The organism is Streptomyces sp. NPDC048172, assembly GCF_043202595.1.
In the GTDB taxonomy this organism is placed as follows: Bacteria; Actinomycetota; Actinomycetes; order Streptomycetales; family Streptomycetaceae; genus Streptomyces.
In genome coordinates this window covers 1,298,365-1,318,025 of sequence record NZ_JBIDAT010000001.1, presented here as the reverse complement: position 1 = coordinate 1,318,025, position 19,661 = coordinate 1,298,365, and the positions used below count along the sequence as shown (strand labels likewise).

Annotated in this window: 13 protein-coding genes; 11 read left to right on the top strand and 2 right to left on the bottom strand. The window is 72.0% G+C overall.

Features of this window, described 5'->3' with window-relative positions; genetic code table 11:
* The first annotated feature begins 80 nt into the window (after positions 1 to 80).
* The 5 genes from ACGF3A_RS06035 (at position 81) to ACGF3A_RS06015 (ending at position 4,838) form a co-directional block, all read left to right on the top strand.
* The gene (locus ACGF3A_RS06035) at positions 81 to 1,355 is read left to right on the top strand and encodes a sensor histidine kinase (RefSeq protein WP_393727174.1); all 1,275 of its coding nucleotides are present in this window, start codon (positions 81 to 83) and stop codon (positions 1,353 to 1,355) included.
* Entirely contained in the window at positions 1,352 to 2,023 is a 672-nt protein-coding gene (locus ACGF3A_RS06030) for a response regulator (protein WP_393726199.1), read from the top strand. The genes ACGF3A_RS06035 and ACGF3A_RS06030 overlap by 4 nt, the downstream gene beginning before the upstream one ends.
* A gap of 65 nt (positions 2,024 to 2,088) precedes the next feature.
* Complete coding sequence (locus ACGF3A_RS06025) at positions 2,089 to 2,481, top strand: hypothetical protein (protein ID WP_393726198.1); 393 nt, start codon at positions 2,089 to 2,091, stop codon at positions 2,479 to 2,481.
* A 261-nt stretch (positions 2,482 to 2,742) separates the two neighbouring features.
* The gene (locus ACGF3A_RS06020) at positions 2,743 to 4,350 is read left to right on the top strand and encodes a M4 family metallopeptidase (protein ID WP_393726197.1); all 1,608 of its coding nucleotides are present in this window, start codon (positions 2,743 to 2,745) and stop codon (positions 4,348 to 4,350) included.
* A gap of 158 nt (positions 4,351 to 4,508) precedes the next feature.
* Positions 4,509 to 4,838: an SH3 domain-containing protein gene (locus ACGF3A_RS06015; protein ID WP_393726195.1), complete on the top strand. Its 330-nt coding sequence runs from the start codon at positions 4,509 to 4,511 to the stop codon at positions 4,836 to 4,838.
* A 29-nt stretch (positions 4,839 to 4,867) separates the two neighbouring features.
* Here ACGF3A_RS06015 and glgP read toward each other — a convergent pair whose 3' ends face one another.
* Positions 4,868 to 7,462, bottom strand: coding sequence for an alpha-glucan family phosphorylase (gene glgP, locus ACGF3A_RS06010; protein WP_393726194.1), 2,595 nt, complete (start codon positions 7,460 to 7,462; stop codon positions 4,868 to 4,870).
* 433 nt (positions 7,463 to 7,895) lie between these two features.
* On the opposite strand from glgP, the gene ACGF3A_RS06005 reads away from it, so the two are divergent.
* The 6 genes from ACGF3A_RS06005 (at position 7,896) to ACGF3A_RS05980 (ending at position 18,552) form a co-directional block, all read left to right on the top strand.
* Positions 7,896 to 9,944 carry an alpha-1,4-glucan--maltose-1-phosphate maltosyltransferase gene (locus ACGF3A_RS06005; RefSeq protein WP_393726192.1) on the top strand — a complete coding sequence of 683 codons (2,049 nt, stop codon included), beginning with the start codon at positions 7,896 to 7,898 and terminating at the stop codon, positions 9,942 to 9,944.
* On the top strand, positions 9,931 to 11,643 hold the full coding sequence (treS, locus tag ACGF3A_RS06000) for a maltose alpha-D-glucosyltransferase (RefSeq protein WP_393726191.1): 1,713 nt from the start codon (positions 9,931 to 9,933) through the stop codon (positions 11,641 to 11,643). Before ACGF3A_RS06005 ends, treS begins: the two co-directional genes overlap by 14 nt.
* A 143-nt stretch (positions 11,644 to 11,786) precedes the next feature.
* Positions 11,787 to 13,328, top strand: coding sequence for a maltokinase (locus ACGF3A_RS05995; protein ID WP_393726189.1), 1,542 nt, complete (start codon positions 11,787 to 11,789; stop codon positions 13,326 to 13,328).
* A 143-nt stretch (positions 13,329 to 13,471) separates the two neighbouring features.
* Positions 13,472 to 15,700, top strand: a complete 2,229-nt coding sequence (gene glgB, locus ACGF3A_RS05990) for a 1,4-alpha-glucan branching enzyme (RefSeq protein ID WP_393727172.1) — start codon at positions 13,472 to 13,474, stop codon at positions 15,698 to 15,700.
* A gap of 246 nt (positions 15,701 to 15,946) precedes the next feature.
* The gene (locus tag ACGF3A_RS05985) at positions 15,947 to 16,372 is read left to right on the top strand and encodes a hypothetical protein (protein WP_393726187.1); all 426 of its coding nucleotides are present in this window, start codon (positions 15,947 to 15,949) and stop codon (positions 16,370 to 16,372) included.
* 65 nt (positions 16,373 to 16,437) lie between these two features.
* Positions 16,438 to 18,552, top strand: a complete 2,115-nt coding sequence (locus ACGF3A_RS05980) for a protein kinase (protein ID WP_393726185.1) — start codon at positions 16,438 to 16,440, stop codon at positions 18,550 to 18,552.
* A gap of 4 nt (positions 18,553 to 18,556) precedes the next feature.
* Here the strand turns inward: ACGF3A_RS05980 and ACGF3A_RS05975 are convergent, their stop codons facing one another.
* Positions 18,557 to 19,639: a MerR family transcriptional regulator gene (locus tag ACGF3A_RS05975; RefSeq protein WP_393726183.1), complete on the bottom strand. Its 1,083-nt coding sequence runs from the start codon at positions 19,637 to 19,639 to the stop codon at positions 18,557 to 18,559.
* Positions 19,640 to 19,661: the final 22 nt, after the last annotated feature.

Below are 19,661 nucleotides of genomic sequence, written 5' to 3'. Positions count from 1 at the left end.
ACGGGAGAGCTACGGAAGCCCTCCTCCAGCGGGACGCCGGACCGCGCCCCGCTCCCTACGCTGAGCGCGTGACGAGGGGGATGAAGGCGGTGGGGCGGGCGGCGCCGGGCGCGCTGCGGGTCCTGCGCGCCGATCTGGGCAGGGGCTCCGTCGACCCGCTGTCGCCGGACGCGCGGCTCTGGATGCCGGTCTACACGCTGGGGATGGTGCTGTACGGGATCGGGGTCGCGGTCTTCGGCATCAACGATCTCCTCGGGGACCAGAGCCGGCTGGGCACCACGCTCGGCACGCTGCTGGGCGTCTGCCAGGCGTCGGCCCCGCTGGTCGCGCTCTACCGGCCGCTGACCGGCTGGTGGCTGGCGACGGTGGTGATGGCCGTCGTCGCGGGCGCGGGCACCTCCGCCGAGGGCGCGGAGCTGCAGCCGTGGACGGGCGCGGGGCTCGCGGCGCAGGCCGCCGCGCTCTTCCTGCTCGCGCTGCGGATACGGGCGCGGGCCACCGCAGAGGCGCTGCTGCTCGGCGTCCTGACCGGCCTGGCCTGCGTGCCGTTCGCGCCGCCGGGCACGGCTCCCGCCGATGTCGCCCGCGCCTGCGCCGTGCTCGGCACGGTGGCGGTGGTGGGCGCGGCGCTGCGGGGCGTACGGACGGCGCGGACGGAGCTGGTCGCGCAGGAGGAGATCACCGCGGAGGAGCGGTCGCGGCGCGCCCTGCTGGAGGAGCGGAACCGGATCGCGCGCGAGCTGCACGACGTGGTCGCCCACCACATGTCGGTGATCTCCATCCAGGCGCAGGTCGCGCCGCACCTGGTCGAGAACCCGCCCGAGGAACTGCGCGAGAACCTCACGGGCATCCGCGAGAACGCGGTGGAGGCGCTCGCCGAACTCCGCCGCGTGCTGGGCGTCCTGCGCTCCGAGGACGCGGCGGCCGACGGCGTACGGCACGCGCCGCAGCCCACCCTCGACCGGCTGGACGAACTCGTGGAGCCGGTGCGCGGCGCCGGGGTCGAGGTCACCACGGAGGTCACCGGGGAGCCGCGTCCCCTCTCGCCGGGCGTCGGCCTGTCGGCGTACCGCATCGTGCAGGAGGCCCTGAGCAACGCGCTGCGCCACGCGCCCGGCGCGGCCGTACGGGTCGAGATCGGGCACCGCCCGGCGGGCGTCTCGGTGCGGGTCGCCAACACGGCACCTACGCGCGGTCCGGGCAGTCCGTCCCCGCCCGGCGCGGGCCACGGGCTGCTCGGGATGCGCGAACGCGTCGCCATGCTGGGCGGCGAACTGGCCACCGGCGCCACCCCCGACGGCGGCTACGAGGTGACGGCGCTGCTGCCCACCACCCCCGTGAAGGAGTTCCCGTGACGCCCGACCCCGTACGCGTCCTGATCGCCGACGACCAGGCGATGGTCCGCCAGGGCTTCACGGTGCTGCTCGACGCCGAGCCCGGCATCCGCGTCGTGGGCCAGGCCGAGGACGGCCACGCGGCCCTCGCGCGCTGCGCCGAACTGGCGCCGGACGTCGTGCTGATGGACATCCGCATGCCGGGCCTCGGCGGCATCGAGGCGACCCGCCGCCTCCTGACGGCCGAGGGCACGCCGCCCGTGAAGGTCCTGGTCCTGACCACCTTCGACCTCGACGAGTACGTCTACGAGGCGCTGCGCGCGGGCGCCTCCGGCTTCCTCCTCAAGGACGCCTCGGCCGCCGAACTCGCCCACGCGGTACGGGTGGTCGCCGCGGGCGAGGCGCTGCTGGCGCCGACCGTGACCCGGCGGCTGATCGCGGAGTTCGCCCGGCTGCCGGGCACGCCCCGCACCCCGCCGGGCCGGATCGCGGACCTGACGGAACGCGAGACGGAGGTGCTGGCGCAGGTCGCCCGGGGCCTGTCGAACGCGGAGATCGCCACGCGTCTCGTGGTGGCGGAGCAGACCGTGAAAACGCACGTCAGCCGCATTCTGGTGAAACTCGGGCTGCGCGACAGGACGCAGGCAGCGGTCTTCGCATATGAATCACGCCTTGTGCACCCCGCATGATCACCAAGGGGGTACCTTTGCCTCCGGCTCCACGGGGGAGCCTCTTCCAACTCATCGGAGAACGCATGAAGATGAAGCTGAAGACGCTGGGTATCACGGCGGCTGCCGTGGCGTTCGCCGGGACGGCCTTCATGGCCAGTTCCGCCGTCGCCGGGGAGTCCGCTCAGCCCGCGGCCCAGCCCGCCGACGTGTCGGCCAAGGCGTACCCCAAGAACTGCTCGTCCGGGCTCGGCCCGTACAAGGTGAAGGCGAACGTCAAGCAGCGCACGCACCCCAAGTCGAGCGCCACCGCCGTCGCCCTCTGGACCACCAAGGAGGAGGGCACCGTCTGCAACGACGGCAAGTCGTACAACGGCGGCAAGTACACCAAGTGCGGCAAGACGAGCAACAACTGGGTCTACGCGGTCGCCGGCCACCGCAAGGGCTGGGTGCCTGAGACCTGCGTGAAGGGTCGCTGAACCACGGCCCGTTGAGCGATGGGGTGGACGGTATGACACCGTCCACCCCTTTCGTATGGCCGGACGTGTCCGTTATGCGCGCACAGGGCTCGTACTAACGAACAAAATCTGGCCATCCTCCTACTGGAGCGGGTCATTCCAGTGACATGTTCGCGGCAACAGTGGCAGTCTTCGCTGCGCACCACGCACTTCAAGTTCTGCCCGGACGGCGCCCCACCATGCCGCCCGGTCCCCACGGCAGAAACGGCAGAAGGAGCCTGAGTGAGACCCCTCACGAAGAAGCAGCGGATATCCGCACTCGCCGCCACCGCGGCGCTTGTCGCCGCGGGCGTCACCGCGGGTACCGCGGGAGCCGCCCCCTCCGGCTCGGCGGACGCGAAGGCGAACGGCGCACTGCCCGCGAAGCTCTCGGCGTCCCAGCACACCTCGCTGGTGAAGAAGGCCGACACCAAGGCCGCGAAGGCCGCCGACGCGAAGGCCCTCGGCCTCGGCGCCAAGGAAGCCCTGCACGTCAAGGACGTCATCAAGAACAAGGACGGCGCGACGCACACGCGCTACGAGCGGACGTACGACGGTCTGCCCGTCCTCGGCGGCGACCTCGTCGTCCACAAGTCGGCGGACGGCAAGGTGACCCGCACGTCGAAGGCCACCAAGGCGAAGATCGCCGTGAAGTCCACCACGGCGGCCGCCGCGCACAAGCCCGCCAAGGCCGACGCGAAGGGCAGCAAGGCCCCCCGCAAGGTCGTCTGGGCCTCGGACGGCAAGCCCGTGCTCGCCTGGGAGACCGTCGTCGGCGGCACCCAGAAGAGCGGCGCCCCGAACCAGCTGCACGTCATCACGGACGCGAACACCGGCAAGAAGCTGTTCGAGTTCCAGGGCGTGAAGGAGGGCTCCGGCGAGAGCCAGTACAGCGGCTCCGTCGAGCTGGGCACCTCGGGTTCCGAGGGCAAGTTCACCATGGTCGACGAGAAGCGTGGCAAGAACGAGACCACGGACCTCAAGAACGGCCAGAGCGGTGACGGCGAGCTGTTCACCGACGAGGACGACAAGTGGGGCACCGGCAAGCCCGAGGACGCGCAGACCGCGGGCGTCGACGCGCACTACGGCGCGGCCTCGACGTGGGACTACTACAAGAACGTGCACGGCCGCGAGGGCATCGCCGGTGACGGCAAGGGCGCCCGCAGCCGGGTCCACTACGGCGACAGCTACGTCAACGCCTTCTGGGAAGACGGCTGCTTCTGCATGACGTACGGCGACGGCGAGGGCAACAAGAAGCCCCTCACCTCGCTCGACGTCGCGGCCCACGAGATGTCGCACGGCGTGACCTCCACCACCGCCAACCTGGAGTACGCGGGCGAGTCCGGCGGCCTGAACGAGGCCACCTCGGACATCTTCGCGGCGGCGGTCGAGTTCAACGCGAACAACAAGGAAGACGTGCCCGACTACATGGTCGGCGAGAAGATCGACATCAACGGCGACGGCACCCCGCTGCGGTACATGGACGAGCCGAGCAAGGACGGCCAGTCCCTGGACTACTGGGACACCAACGCCGGTGACGTGGACGTCCACTACTCGTCCGGCATCGCCAACCACTTCTTCTTCCTGCTCTCCGTCGGCAGCGGCGAGCGCGAGGTGAACGGCGTGAAGTACAACTCGCCGACCAAGGGCGGCGAGAAGCTGGAGGGCATCGGCATCGAGAAGGCCGAGAAGATCTGGTTCAAGGCCCTCACCGAGGAGATGACCTCGACCACGGACTACAAGGCCGCGCGCGCTGCGACGCTCAAGGCCGCCGAGGGTCTCTACGGCGCGGACAGCGCCGAGGTCAAGGCCGTCGGCGCCGCCTGGACCGGCGTGAACGTCGCCGGCTGATCAGTTCGTAGCAGGTACGACAGAGCCCCACCGCTGGACAGGCGGTGGGGCTCTGTCACGCGTTCACCCCTGTGAGGGATGCACATACCGGATAAGGCCGACTTAACCTGATGACAGGTCAACTTACCTGACCTTCCGTCATTTGGAGGATATCCAGTATGGCTCGACTCACGTCGGTTCTCCGTAAGACCGGTCTCGCGGTGGCCGGTGCCACCGCGGCGCTGGGCATGGCGTTCACGCTGGCCCCGGGCGCGGCGGCGGCAGCCGCCCCGCACCAGGCGTCCGCCCGCGTCGACGCGGTCTGCACGGTGAACGACAACGGGGTGAACTTCCGCGGCGGTCCCGGCCCCGAATATCCGGTGCTGGGACAGGTGAACCGCGGGCAGAAGATGAACCTGAAGGGGGTCCAGGGCAACTGGGTCCACGGAGACCTGTGGGGAGGTCGCACGGGGGTCTGGATCCACACGGCGTACCTGGACGGCTGTTGAGATCCGGAGCGGCTGCTGAGGTGCGCTAGCTAGCGCATCAGCAGCCCACCGGTTCCGTCGGAGGACGAGGCCGCGTTCTCCGACGGGACCGCCAGGAGCCCCATCTCCGCGCCGCCCGCCAGCAGCCGGTGCGCGGGCAGGATGCGGACCGTGTAGCCGAACGCGCCCGTACGGTCGAGGGCGAGCGGTCCCTCGTAGAGCCACCGCCCCTCCATGTCCGGGCCCCGCGTCGGCTTGAGCGGGGTGCGCACGGCGCCGGCACCCGCGATGCGGTCCGACTCGTCGACGCAGCCCGAGACGGCCTGGACCTCCACGTCGTCCGGGCCCAGCCCGCCGAGGCCCACGCGCACGCGCAGCCCCAGCGAGGCCCCGACCTCCAGCGCCTCGCCGCTCCCGGCCTCGCCCGAGGTCTCGACGTGGTCGATGACCACGCCGGGCCACGCGGCGCGCACCCGGGTCTTCCACGCCGCCAGCTCCTCCGCCGCCGGGGGCGTCAGCTCCCGCTGGGCGCGGGCCGCCGGGGCGTAGAGCCGCTCGACGTACTCGCGCAGCATCCGGTCGGCGAGGACCTTGGGCCCCAGCCGGGTCAGGGTCTGGCGCACCATCTCGACCCAACGGTCGGGGACGCCGCCGCCGTTGCGCTCGTAGAAGGCCGGGGCGATGTGCTCCTCGACCAGCTCGTAGAGCGCGGCGGCCTCGATGGCGTCGCGCCGCTCGGCGTCGTCGGCCGCGGCGCCGTCCGCGCTGGGCACGGCCCAGCCGAAGTCTGGCTCGAACCACTCGTCCCACCAGCCGTCCAGCACCGAGAGGTTGAGGCAGCCGTTGAGCGCGGCCTTCATGCCGCTGGTGCCGCAGGCCTCCAGGGGGCGCAGGGGGTTGTTGAGCCAGACGTCGCAGCCCGCGTAGAGGTGGCGGGCCATGGCCATGCCGTAGTCGGGCAGGAAGACGATCCGGTGGCGCACGCGCGGGTCGTCGGCGAAGCGGACCAGCTCCTGGACGAGCCGCTTGCCGCCGTCGTCGGCCGGGTGCGCCTTGCCCGCGACGACGATCTGCACGGGCCGCTCCGGGTGCAGCAGCAGCTCCATCAGCCGGTCCCGGTCGCGCAGCATCAGCGTGAGCCGCTTGTAGGAGGGGACGCGGCGGGCGAAGCCGATGGTGAGCACATCGGGGTCGAACACACCGTCGATCCAGCCCAGTTCGGCCTGGGCCGCGCCGCGTTGCCGCCAGGACGCGAACAGCCGCTGCCGTACCTCCTGCACCAGCCGCTCGCGCAGCCCCCTGCGCAGCTCCCACAGCTCGCCGTCCTTGAGGTCGCGCGCGTCGGCGGGGACGGCGGGCGCGGTCCAGGTCGGCGCGTGCACGCCGTTGGTGAGCGAGCCGATGGGGATCTCGGTGGAGTCGAAGCCGGGCCACAGCGGGGCGAACATCTCGCGGCTGACCTGGCCGTGCAGGGTGCTCACGCCGTTGGCGCGCTGGGCGAGGCGCAGGCCCATCACGGCCATGTTGAAGACGTTGGGCTCGCCGCCCGGGTAGCTCTCCATGCCGAGCCGCAGCACGTCCTCGACGGCGATGTCCGGCAGCTCCCCGTCCGCGCCGAAGTGCCGCGCGACCAGCTCGCGGTCGAAGCGGTCGATGCCCGCGGGCACGGGGGTGTGGGTGGTGAAGACGGTCCCTGCGCGCACCTTCTCCAGCGCGGCGTCGAAGCCGAGCCCGGTCCCGCCCGGTCCGTGCCCGCCCAGTTCGCGGATGCGCTCCAGGCCGAGGAAGCCCGCGTGGCCCTCGTTGGTGTGGAAGACCTCGGGCTCGGGGTGGCCGCTGACGCGGCAGTACGCGCGCACGGCGCGGACGCCGCCGATGCCGAGCAGCATCTCCTGGAGCAGCCGGTGTTCGCTGCCGCCCCCGTAGAGCCGGTCGGTGACGTCGCGTTCGCCGGGGGCGTTCTCCTCGACGTCCGAGTCGAGCAGCAGCAGCGGTACGCGCCCGACGCAGGCCCGCCAGACGAACGCGCGCAGCACGCGCCCGCCGGGGAGCCGCAGCTCGATCCGTACGGGCGCGCCGTCCTCGGGCTCGCGGAGGATCTGGAGGGGCTGCTCGTTGGGGTCGAAGACGGGGTAGTGCTCCTGCTGCCAGCCGTCGTGGGTGAGGGACTGGCGGAAGTAGCCGTGCCGGTAGAGGAGTCCGACGCCGATGAGCGGGACGCCGAGGTCGCTGGCGGTCTTGAGGTGGTCCCCGGCGAGGATGCCGAGGCCGCCGCTGTACTGCGGCAGGGCTCCGGTGATCCCGAACTCCGGCGAGAAGTAGGCCACGGCTTCGGGCATCCCAGCCCCCGCGCGCTGATACCAGCGGGGCTCGCTGACGTAGTCCGTCAGGTCCCCGGCGGCCATCGCGAGGCGGCGCAGGAAGCCCCGGTCGTCCGCCAGCTCGGCCAGCCGCTCGGCGGGCACGGCGCTCAGCAGCCGTACGGGATTCCCGCCCGCGGCACGCCATGCCTCGGGGTCGATGGCGCGGAACAGCTCACGCGTCTCGGGGTGCCAGGACCAGCGCAGATTTCTGGCCAGCTCGCTGAGCGGGCGGAGCGGTTCGGGGAGGACGGGGCGCACGGAAAAGCGGCGAATGGCCTTCACGGTTCGACAGTAACGGTCCGTCGGGAGTCGGCAACCGTTCCACGCGCCGTGGCGACTCCCCCGCGAAAGAACCCGGCCTTCCCGGGAAGCCGTCGGCGGAGTCGGTGGCGGAGTCGGCTGCGGGAGCAGGAAGATCAAGCCCCGCGTCCGCCAGCACGGCAACAGCTCGGGCGCCGATCGGCAAGACCTGTCTCTCCGAAAAGAGCGGCATCTCCTGCGGCTAGCGGAAACGGGATCCGCGCCCTTGCGGGACGGCGGCCATTCCGTACGGTCGAGAACACCGCCTCCGACGCGGTGCCTCCCGAGTACGACGGAACCCCCACCCGAGTGAACGCGGACAGGAGCCGTCATGCCCGCAGCACGGAAGCGCTCCGCCGAGCGGATACAAAGTAGGGCGAGCCCGTTATCTCCCATTATGACCCCAGGTGAGCTGATGATTGGTCGCATCCCCGTGCTCGACGTCCGTCCCGTCGTGGAGTGCGGAAGCCGTCCCGCGAAAGCCGTGCCCGGCGAGACCTTCCAGGTCTCGGCCACCGTCTTCCGCGAAGGCCACGAGGACGTGGGCGCCAATGTGGTGCTGCGCGGCCCCGCGGGCCGCGCGGGGCCGTGGACGCCGATGCGCGAACTCGCGCCCGGCACCGACCGCTGGGGGGCCGGGGTCACCCCCGACGCCGAGGGGCGGTGGACGTACGCCGTGGAGGCGTGGGGCGATCCGGTGAGCACCTGGCGGCGCCACGCGAAGATCAAGATCCCGGCGGGCATCGACACCGAACTCACCCTGGAGGAGGGCGCGCTGCTGCACGAGCGCGCCGCCGCGCAGGTGCCCAAGCGGGACGGGCGCGCCGCCGTGCTGGACGCCGTGGACGCGCTGCGCGACACCGGGCGCACCGGCGCGGCGCGCCTCGCGGCGGCGCTCGCGCCCGAGGTCACGGCCGTGCTGGACCGCTATCCGCTGCGCGAGATGATCACCTCCTCGCGGCCGCTGACGCTCCAAGTCGAGCGCCGCCGCGCGCTGTTCGGCTCCTGGTACGAGCTGTTCCCGCGCTCGGAGGGCGCGGTCGTCCGCAGGGGCGGGCCGCCGGTGAGCGGGACGCTGCGGACGGCGGCCGAGCGGCTGGACGCGGTGGCCGCGATGGGCTTCGACGTGGTCTATCTGCCGCCCGTCCATCCGATCGGCGAGGCGTACCGCAAGGGCCGGGACAACGCACTGTCGGCCTCGCCCGAGGACGTCGGCTCGCCCTGGGCGATCGGCTCGGCCGAGGGCGGCCACGACGCGCTCCACCCCGACCTGGGCACGATGGAGGACTTCGACCGCTTCGTGGAGCGCGCCCGCGAGCTCCGGATGGAGGTCGCGCTCGACTTCGCGCTCCAGTGCTCGCCGGACCACCCGTGGGTCAAGGAGCACCCGGAGTGGTTCGCCAGACGCGCCGACGGGACGATCGCCTACGCGGAGAACCCGCCGAAGAAGTACCAGGACATCTACCCCGTCTCCTTCGACACGGACCCCTCGGCGTACGCGGGCCTCGTCCGGGAGACGCTGCGCGTGCTGCGGTACTGGATGGCGCACGGGGTACGCATCTTCCGGGTCGACAATCCGCACACCAAGCCCGTGGCGTTCTGGGAGAAGGTCCTCGCGGACATCAACCGGACGGACCCCGACGTGATCTTCCTCGCCGAGGCGTTCACCCGTCCGGCGATGATGCACACGCTCGCGAAGATCGGTTTCCAGCAGTCGTACACGTACTTCACCTGGCGGAACACCAAGCACGAGCTCACCGAGTACCTCACCGAGCTCTCCGGCGAGGCCGCCGCCTGGATGCGGCCGAACTTCTTCGTGAACACCCCGGACATCCTGCACGCCTACCTCCAGGAGGGCGGCCGGCCCGCGTTCGAGATCCGGGCCGTGCTGGCGGCGACGCTCTCTCCCTCGTGGGGGATGTACGCGGGCTTCGAACTGTGCGAGAACACCGCACTGCGTACGGGCAGCGAGGAGTACCTTTCCTCGGAGAAGTACGAACTGCGTCCGCGCGACTGGGCCGCGGCCGACCGCGAGGGCCGCTCGATCACCCCGCTGATCACCGCGCTCAACCGGCTGCGCCGTCACCGGCCCGCGCTCCAGCACCTCCGCGACCTGCACTTCCACCGCACGGACAACGAGAACGTGCTCGCGTACTCGAAGCACTGCACGGAGCCCTACGCCGACACGGTGCTCATCGTGGTCAACCTGGACCCCCACCACACCCACGAGGCGACGGTGTCGTTGGACATGTCGCAATTCGAAGCATCCGGACTGAGTGCCGCTCAGATGAGCGGTTCGGAGTCCTTCCCGGTGCGCGACGAGCTCACCGGCGAGACCTACCACTGGGGCAGGGACAACTATGTGCGCCTGGAGCCGGGGGGTGACTCCCCTGCCGCGGCCCACATCCTCACCCTGCGACCGTCCTCACCGACCGGAGGGTCACCCACACATGATCGTCAATGAGCCCGTCCCCGACACCTTCGAGGACACCCCTGCCAGGGACCGCGACCCGGAGTGGTTCAAGCGCGCCGTCTTCTACGAGGTCCTGGTGCGCTCGTTCCAGGACAGCGACGGCGACGGCATCGGAGACCTCCAAGGGCTCACCGCGAAGCTGGACTATCTCCAGTGGCTCGGCGTCGACTGCCTCTGGCTGCCGCCGTTCTTCAAGTCACCCCTGAAGGACGGCGGTTACGACGTCTCGGACTACACGTCCGTGCTCCCCGAGTTCGGCGACATCGCGGACTTCGTGGAGTTCGTCGACGCCGCCCACCAGCGCGGCATGCGGGTCATCATCGACTTCGTCATGAACCACACCAGCGACCAGCATCCGTGGTTCCAGGAGTCCAGGAAGGACCCCGAAGGGCCGTACGGCGACTACTACGTCTGGGCGGACGACGACAAGCAGTACCAGGACGCGCGCATCATCTTCGTGGACACCGAGGTGTCCAACTGGACGTTCGATCCCGTACGCAAGCAGTACTACTGGCACCGCTTCTTCTCGCACCAGCCGGATCTCAACTACGAGAACCCCGTCGTCCAGGACGAGATGATTTCCGCACTGCGCTTCTGGCTGGACCTCGGAATCGACGGATTCCGGCTCGACGCGGTCCCTTATCTGTACGCGGAGGAGGGCACCAACTGCGAGAACCTGCCGCGCTCCCATGAATTCCTCAAGCGGGTGCGGGCCGAGATCGACGCGAGTTACCCCGACACGGTGCTGCTCGCCGAGGCCAATCAGTGGCCGGAAGACGTCGTCGACTACTTCGGCTCGTTCGAGAAGGGGGGCGACGAGTGCCACATGGCGTTCCACTTCCCGGTGATGCCGAGGATCTTCATGGCGGTGCGCCGTGAGTCCCGCTATCCGGTCTCGGAAATCCTCGCGAAGACCCCGGAGATCCCCTCCGGCTGCCAGTGGGGAATCTTCCTGCGCAACCACGACGAGCTGACCCTGGAAATGGTCACCGACGAGGAGCGCGACTACATGTACGCGGAGTACGCCAAGGATCCGCGCATGCGCGCCAACATCGGCATCCGGCGGCGGCTCGCGCCGCTGCTCGACAACGACCGCAAGCAGATCGAGCTGTTCACCGCCCTGCTCTTCGCGCTGCCCGGCTCGCCGATCCTCTACTACGGCGACGAGATCGGCATGGGCGACAACATCTGGCTCGGCGACCGCGACGCCGTCCGCACCCCCATGCAGTGGACCCCGGACCGCAACGCGGGCTTCTCCTCCTGCGACCCGGGAAGGCTCTTCCTGCCGACCATCATGGACCCGGTCCACGGTTATCAGGTGACGAACGTCGAGGCGGCGATGAGTTCGCCGAGTTCGCTGCTGCACTGGACGCGGCGGATGATCGAGATCCGTAAGCAGAATCCGGCCTTCGGCCTCGGCACCTACGAGGAGCTCTCCTCCTCCAACCCGGCCGTGCTGGCCTTTCTCCGCGAGGTCAGGCTTCCCGAGGGAGGCGATGATCTGGTGATGTGCGTGAACAACTTCTCGCGGTTCCCGCAGCCCACCGAACTCGATCTCCGCGCCTGGGAAGGGCGCGTCCCCGTCGAATTGATCGGCGGCGTGCGCTTCCCCCCGATCGGTGAGTTGCCGTACCTTCTCACTCTCGCCGGGCACGGGTTCTACTGGTTCCGGCTGCGCCGCCCGAGTTAACGGCTCGCGTTAAGGCGCCCCCGCCACGGGCACCTCGTACCGCATCGAAGTGAATCCGCACGACACTGCTCGCACACCCGGACATCCCATGCCGCAATCCGGGACACTCTGCGTACCTTTCGTGTGCCCGGGGAAAGGACGCCATGTCGGACAGCTCCTTGCCCCTCGCGGCCGTGGTCCCGGCCGCCGCCGTGCACGGGGACCACGGCGGCACGGCCCTGCTCCGCTCGCTCTCCCCGCTGCTGGCCGAATGGCTGCCGCGCCAGCGGTGGTTCGCGGGCAAGGGCCGTCCGCTCACCGGCTTCTCGCCGGTGGCGGCGACGGAGCTGCTGCCGTGCGGCGCGGGCGGCGCGACGCCCGGGCTGCTCCATTTCCTGGTCCGGGCGCGGCAGTCCGCCGCGCCCGGCACCGCCGACGACTGCTACCAGCTGCTGCTCGGCGTGCGCGAGGCGCTGCCGCCGGAGCTGGCCCCCGCGCTGCTCGGCCGCCCCTCGACCGGGCCGCTGCGAGGCCGCGCCGTCTACGAGGCGCTGCACGACCCCCGGCTGACCGGGCTCCTCCTCGAACGCCTGCGCGCCCCGGGGCGGCTCGGGCCGCTGCGCTTCTCCCGTGACCCCAAGGCCGTCATCCCCACGGGCCTGCGCCCCCGGCCGCTCACCGCCGAGCAGTCCAACTCCTCGGTGATCTACGGCAGCGCGTACATCCTCAAGCTCTTCCGCCGCGTCGGCGCGGGCGTCAACCCCGACCTGGAGCTGCCGCTCGCGCTGGCCCGCCGGGGCAGTACGCCCGTGCCCGCGCCCACCGCCTGGTTCGAGGCGGTGACGCGCGGCCCCTCCCCGGAGACGGTCACCCTCGGCGTCCTCCAGCCGTTCCTGCCGGACGCCGCCGACGGCTGGCAGCTCGCCCTGCGGGCCCTCGAAGCACGCCGCGACTTCACCGGCGCGGCCTCCGCGCTGGGCCGTACGACCGCCGAGGTGCACACGGGCCTCGCGCGGGCGCTGCCCACCTCCGTCCTCGGCAGCGACCAGCTCGAACACCTGGCCTCCGGAATGGCGGCGCGCCTCGACACCGCGAGCGCCGCCGTGCCCGCGCTGCGCCCGTACCGCCCCGCGCTGCTCGGCGCGTTCCGGGAGCTGGCCGAGCGCGGGCGGCACGGCCCCGCCTGCCCGGCGCAGCGCGTCCACGGCGATCTGCACCTCGGCCAGGTGCTGCACACCGCGGCGCCCCCGCCCGGCGGGACCGGGGCCACCGGCGCGGACGACGGGCTCGCCGCGCACCGCGACGGCGCCGACGGGCGCTGGACGCTGATCGACTTCGAGGGCGAGCCCGCGAAGCCGCTCGCCGAGCGCCGCGCCGACCAGCCCGTCGTCCGCGACATCGCCGGGATGCTGCGCTCCTTCGACTACGCCGCCTGCCAGTGCCCGGCGGGCCCCGCGGACACCGCGGGCCCCGGCGACGCGTGGTCCCAGGAGTGGGCCGCCGCCAACCGGGCCGCTTACTGCGCCGGTTACGCGGACGCGTGCGGCTCCGACCCCCGTGACGACGCGGTGCTGCTGCGCGCGTACGAGACGGACAAGGCCGTCTACGAGGTGCTGTACGAGGCCCGTAACCGGCCGTCCTGGCTGTCCATCCCCCTGTCGGCGATCCGCAGGCTCGCCGACGAGAAACGTTCCCCCTCTTCCTGACCAGGAGGCCCCCTCCCGTGACACCCGACCGGCCCTCGGCTCCCCAGATTCCCGCCACGTTCCTCCGTGAGCCGGACGCCTCCCCCGCCCCCCGGCGCCATACGCCCGCCCCCCGGCGGGAACAGGCGTCCCCCGGCCGGACGGTGGAGCGGGAAGCCCGGCGCGGCGTCCGGCCCGCGCCGCCGCTGCCCGACGAGGACCGCGAGCGCCTCCTGACCGGCACCCACCATGACCCGCACGCCCTCCTCGGCGCCCACCCGGTGCGGGGCGGAATCCTCTTCCGCACGCTGCGCCCGTACGCGCAGGGCGTCACCGTCGTCGGCAAGGGCCTGCGCGCCGAGCTGTACGACGAGGAGGACGGCTTCTTCTCCGGCGTGCTGCCGCTCAACGCGATCCCCGCGTACGAGCTGCTGGTCCGGTACGGCGACGAGCCCGGCGCCGACGACGTACGGACCGCCGACGCGTACCGCTTCCTGCCCGCGCTCGGCGACCTCGACCTGCACCTGATCACCGAGGGCCGGCACGAGCAGCTGTGGCGCGCCCTCGGCGCCCACCCCATGACGCACGAGGGCGTGGCGGGCACCCGCTTCACCCTGTGGGCGCCGAACGCGCGCGGCGTACGGATCGCGGGCTCCTTCAACTACTGGGACGCCACCGCCTGCCCCATGCGCTCACTGGGCTCGTCCGGCATCTGGGAGCTCTTCCTGCCCGGCGTCGAGGAGGGCGCGCTCTACAAGTTCGACGTCGCGCGGCCCGACGGCAGCCACACCCTGCGCGCCGACCCGATGGCCCGCGCCGCCGAGTGCCCGCCCGCCAGCGCCTCCGTCGTCACCGTCCCGCGCCACGTCTGGAGCGACCAGGAGTGGATGGCCCGCCGCTCCCAGGCGTCCCCGCACAGCGAGCCGCTCTCCGTGTACGAGGTCCACCTGCCCTCCTGGCGCCCCGGACTGAGCTACCGGGAACTCGCCGAGCAGCTCCCCGCGTACGTGACGGACCTCGGCTTCACGCACGTGGAGCTGATGCCGGTGGCCGAGCACCCGTACGGCGGCTCGTGGGGCTACCAGGTCACCGGTTTCTACGCGCCGACCGCGCGGCTCGGCGGGCCCGACGACTTCAGGTTCCTCGTCGACGCGCTGCACCGGGCCGGGATCGGCGTGCTGATGGACTGGGTGCCCGCGCACTTCCCCAAGGACGACTGGGCGCTGGCCGCGTTCGACGGGACGCCGCTGTACGAGCACGCCGACCCGGCGCGGGCCGAGCACCCCGACTGGGGGACGCTCGAATTCGACTTCGGGCGGCGCGAGGTGCGCAACTTCCTCGTGGCCAACGCCGTGTACTGGTGCGAGGAGTTCCACATCGACGGCCTCCGCGTCGACGCCGTCGCCTCCATGCTCTACCTCGACTACTCGCGCGAGGAGGGCGAGTGGAGCCCGAACGAGCACGGGGGCCGGGAGAACCTCGACGCGGTCGCCTTCCTCCAGGAGATGAACGCCACCGTCTACCGCCGCTGCCCGGGGGTCATCACGGCGGCCGAGGAATCGACGGCCTGGGACGGCGTCACCCGCGCCACCCACCACGTCGGCGAGGGCGGCTTCGGCGGGCTCGGCTTCGGCTTCAAGTGGAACATGGGCTGGATGCACGACTCCCTGACGTACATGACGAAGGAGCCCGTGCACCGCAAGTTCCACCACGGCGACATGACCTTCTCCATGGTCTACGCCTACTCCGAGAACTACGTCCTGCCCATCTCGCACGACGAGGTCGTGCACGGCAAGCGGTCCCTGGTCAGCAAGATGCCGGGCGACTGGTGGCAGCGCCGGGCCAACCACCGCGCCTACCTGGGCTTCATGTGGGCGCACCCGGGCAAGCAGCTCCTCTTCATGGGCCAGGAGTTCGCGCAGGGCGCCGAGTGGGCGGAGGGCCACGGGCCCGACTGGTGGCTGCTCGACCCCTCCTACTCGGCCGAGCCCGACCACCGGGGCGTACGGGACCTGGTGCGCGACCTCAACACCGGGTACCGCGCGCGGCCCGCGCTCTGGGAGCGGGACACCCTGCCCGAGGGCTTCGCCTGGGTCGCGGGCGACGCGAGCGACGACAACACCTTCGCCTTCCTCCGCTTCGCCGCCGACGGCTCGCCGCTGCTCTCCGTCAGCAACTTCTCGCCCGTGGTCCGCGAGGAGTACCGGCTCGGCGTGCCCGGCGAGTGGACGTCCTGGCGCGAGGTCCTCAACACCGACGAGGAGCGGTACGGGGGCGGCGGGGTGCGCAACGACGAGGCGCTCAAGGCCGAGCCGGTCCCCTCCCACGGCCACCCGCACTCGCTGACGCCGACGCTTCCGCCGCTGGCCACGGTGTGGTTCACGCCGTGCTGAGGCGCTGCTGAGGCCCTGACGCCGGGGTCGGGGGCCGTACTCGGAATCGGTCCTCCCGCTTGCCACCGCCCCCCGAACAGCGGTGTACTGCACCACGACGGGGTCGGCGTGAACGAGAGCTGGAGGCAGTACGCATGCGCGACCGTACCCGGACCCGTCTGTACCGCCAGGCCATCTGCCGTGCTCAGTGCCCGGGATGCGGTGGTGACACCCTGACCACGAACGACGACGGCTGGAAGATCTGCTATGCCTGCGGCTACTCCTCACCCGCCTGAGCGGCGCCGCGCGGTGGTGCTGGCGTCGCTCGTCCCGCTGTCCGAGCTGGAGGACAGCCCCTTCCTGGTGGACACCCGCCGCCAGTACGCCGCGTGCCGCGACTGGGCGGAGCGGAACGGCTACGCCATCGCCGCCACCATCGAGACCAACAACGCGCCCGTCACCACCCCCGCCCTCTGGCAGGACGTGGAGGCGGGCGCGGAGGCGTTCCTGTGCGCCGGGCCCCGGATCCTGGACGCGGCGCTGGAGTCGGCGTCCGACTTCGCCGAGCGCTGCGCCTCGCGCGGCGTCCGGCTGGTCACCGTCGAGTGCGCCGAGCCCGCCTACACGGCGGAGATGAAGGCCGCGGTGCACCGCCGCCTCTCGCTCCCGACCGCCGGGTACGACGGCTGCTGAGCACCGGTTTTCCCGGCTGCTAGCCTCGGCCTCCGCAAGAGAGTTCGAGTCGGGGGTGTGCGGCGTTGCGGGGGCGCGTACTGAGCGGGCGCTACGAGCTGGTGGAGAAACTCGGCGCGGGCGGCATGGGCGAGGTCTGGCGGGCCCGCGACCGTGACCTGGGGCGCGAGGTCGCCGTCAAGCTCTTCTCGCCGCCCTCCGACGTCCAGCCCGAGGAGCGCGCCGAACTCCTCGGCCGCTTCCGGCGCGAGGCCCGCGCCGCCGCCGCGCTCGACAGCCCGCACATCGCGACCGTCCACGACCACGGCGCCGACGACGGCGTCCCGTACCTGGTGATGGAGCTGGTCGAGGGCCGTTCGCTGGAGCGGGTGCTGCGGGACGAGGGGCGCGTGCCCGTCCGCGACGCGCTCGACTGGAGCGCCCAGATCTGCCGCGCCCTGGCCACCGCGCACACGGCGGGCGTCGTGCACCGCGACATCAAGCCCGCCAACGTCGTCGTACGGCCCGACGGGACGGCCGTCGTCCTCGACTTCGGCATCGCCAGGTTCCAGGAGGCCGTCGAGGCCGAGACGAAGCTGACGCGCACGGGCCACATGCCGCTCGGCAGCGTCCTCTACATGGCGCCGGAGCGGTTCCGCATGGAGCCGGGCGACGGCCGGGCCGACCTGTACGCGCTGGGCTGCGTGCTCTACGAACTCCTCGTCGGACGCCCGCCGTTCGTGGGCCCGGCGGCGGGCGTGATGTTCAACCACCTCAACGACGTCCCGCTCCGCCCGAGCCGCGCCCGCGCCGAACTGACCCCCGACGTGGACCGGCTCGTCCTGGACCTGATGGCCAAGGACGCGGACGACCGCCCCGCGGACGCGGAGAGCGCGGGGCGACGGCTGGAGGCGGTACGGGAGGGGGCGGGGCCCGCAAAGGAGCCGGAACCGGAGCCCGTGCGGGAAGCGGAGCCCGTAAGGGAATCGGAGCCAGAGGACGCGCCGCCGCCCCAGCCCACGCGTACCCCCGCGCCCGCGCCGATCACCACCGTCGTCCACCCCCCGGAGCGCCGTCGCAGGCCCTCGCGCCGGGTCGTGCTCGCGGGCGCCGCCGCGCTGCTGGTGCTGGGCGGGACCGGAGTGACGCTGATGTCCGCGAAGGAGGAGGCGCCGGACCCCGACTGGACCGTCGTCTACGCCCGCCCCGAGGAGAACAAGGGCGCCGACGACGCCGCCGTCGAGAAGGCCGTACGCAAGGGCGTACGGGCCTCCGGGCTGAAGGGGACCCTCGACGTCGCCCCCGTGGACAGCACCACCTTCGAGCTGGAGGACGAGGTCAGGAAGCTCCCCCACGTCGTGGCCGTGATCGGCGAGACGGACCTCTCGCCGGGCGTGGCCGGGGACGACGTGGAGGAGTACGGCTCGGGCTACGGGGTGCTGCCCGTCACGCTCAACGCCTGCCCCGACCCGGGCGCCGACGGCGACACGGACGCCGAGATGGACAACTCCTTCGCGCTGCGCACCTCCCCCGGCGCCACCGGGACGCAGCTCGGCGACCGGCTCCGACGCGACCCCGGCGTACGCTCCGTGCTGCTGGTGACGGAGAGCGGCTCCGAGGAGGAGTTCGGCGAGCGGCTCCGCAAGTCCTTCTCCGGGGACGGGCGCGAGGTCGCGGAGCACCGGCTCTTCCAGGGCCTGACCCAGGAGGGCCGGGACGACGTCGCCGAGGTGCTGAAGAAGCGGAAGCCGGACACGCTCGTGCTTCCGGAGGACCCGTACGAGGGCCCGTTCACCGCGCGGGAGCTGCGCAAGGCCGGGTTCCGGGGCCGCGTCGTCACCCCGCTCCCCTCCACCTGCCGGAACGAGAGCCCCGGCAGGGCCCCGGACGCCGGGAACGCGGGGAACGCGGGGAACGCCGAGGGCGTCGACCAGTACCGCTTCCGCGACCAGGCCACCGACCGCAAGAGCGCGCGGCGCAGCGCGCTCGACGCCGCGCACGCCCTCGCCGCCACGCTCGCCAAGCAGAACGGCACCCCGGACTCCGGAGCCCTGCGCGGTCTCCTGGCGGAGGACCTGGTGGGGCTGCGGGTCCGGGGTGCGAACGGCACCTTCGCGTTCGGCGAGGACGGCTACCTCAAGAGCCGCGAGCTCAAGATCGACCGCCTGGACGGCAAAGGCAAGCGGTGGCGCGAGCGGTAACGGCTCACGCCGTCACGCCTGTCACGTCCGCGACGACGCACGAGACGTTGTCGGGCCCGCCCGCCGCGATCGACATGTCGACCAGCGCGCGTACGGCGTCCGCCGGTGCCCCGGCCTCGGTGAGCGTACGCCGCACGTCGGCGTCCGGGACCACGCCCGACAGCCCGTCCGAGCAGAGCAGATAGCGGTCGCCCGGCAGCGCGTCGTGCAGCTTGAGGTCCGGCGGCGAGGTCGCGACGGCGCCCAGGGCGCGCAGCAGCAGCGCGCGCTGCGGGTGCGAACGCGCCTCCTCCGGCGTGATCCGGCCCTCGTCGACCTGGGACTGGACGTGCGTGTGGTCGTGCGTGATGCGGAACAGCCCGCGGTCGCGCAGCAGATACGCGCGCGAGTCGCCGATGTGCACGAGCGCGAGCTGCGAACGGGCGGCGTCCCAGAGCATCGCCGTGAGCGTCGTCCCCGACTCCTCGTCGTCCGGGCCGACGCCACGGACGTCGTGCTCGGCCTCGCGGACGGCGTCCTCCAGTGCGTTGAGCAGGTCACCGGCCGGGAGGGTCCTGGTCTCCAGGCGGCGCAGAGCCGCGACGGCGGCCGAACTGGCGCTCTGCCCGCGCGCGCCGAAGCCGTCGGCGACGGCGAGCAGCCGGTCGCCCGCGTACGCCACGTCCTGGTTGCTCTCACGGACGCGGCCGGTGTCGGAGAGCGCCGCGTAACGAATGGTGAGCGGCGCGCCGTTGGTCGTCCCCATCATCGGTTGGTCCCTTCGTGCGAGGTGGGCGATGAGGAAGGAGGCCAGCTCGCGGCGGGCGGCGGTGTCCGACTCGACGGAGTCCCAGAAGGCCCGCACCTCGTCGGCTGCGGCGGCCGTGCCGAGATCGCACACCGTACGGATACGGGCCAGCGGCATGCCCAGCCGCCGCAGCCACGCGACGAGCCGGGCGCGCTCGACCTGCCCCGGGTCGTAGTACCGGTACCCGGAGAACGGATCGACGCGGGCCGGCGTCAGCAGCCCCAGCTCGTCGTAGAGCCGCAACGCCTTGGGCGTCAGCCGCGTCAGCCGCGCGAAGGCCCCGATGGTGACCAGCTCCATATCCGGCTCCCTCCCTCATCCT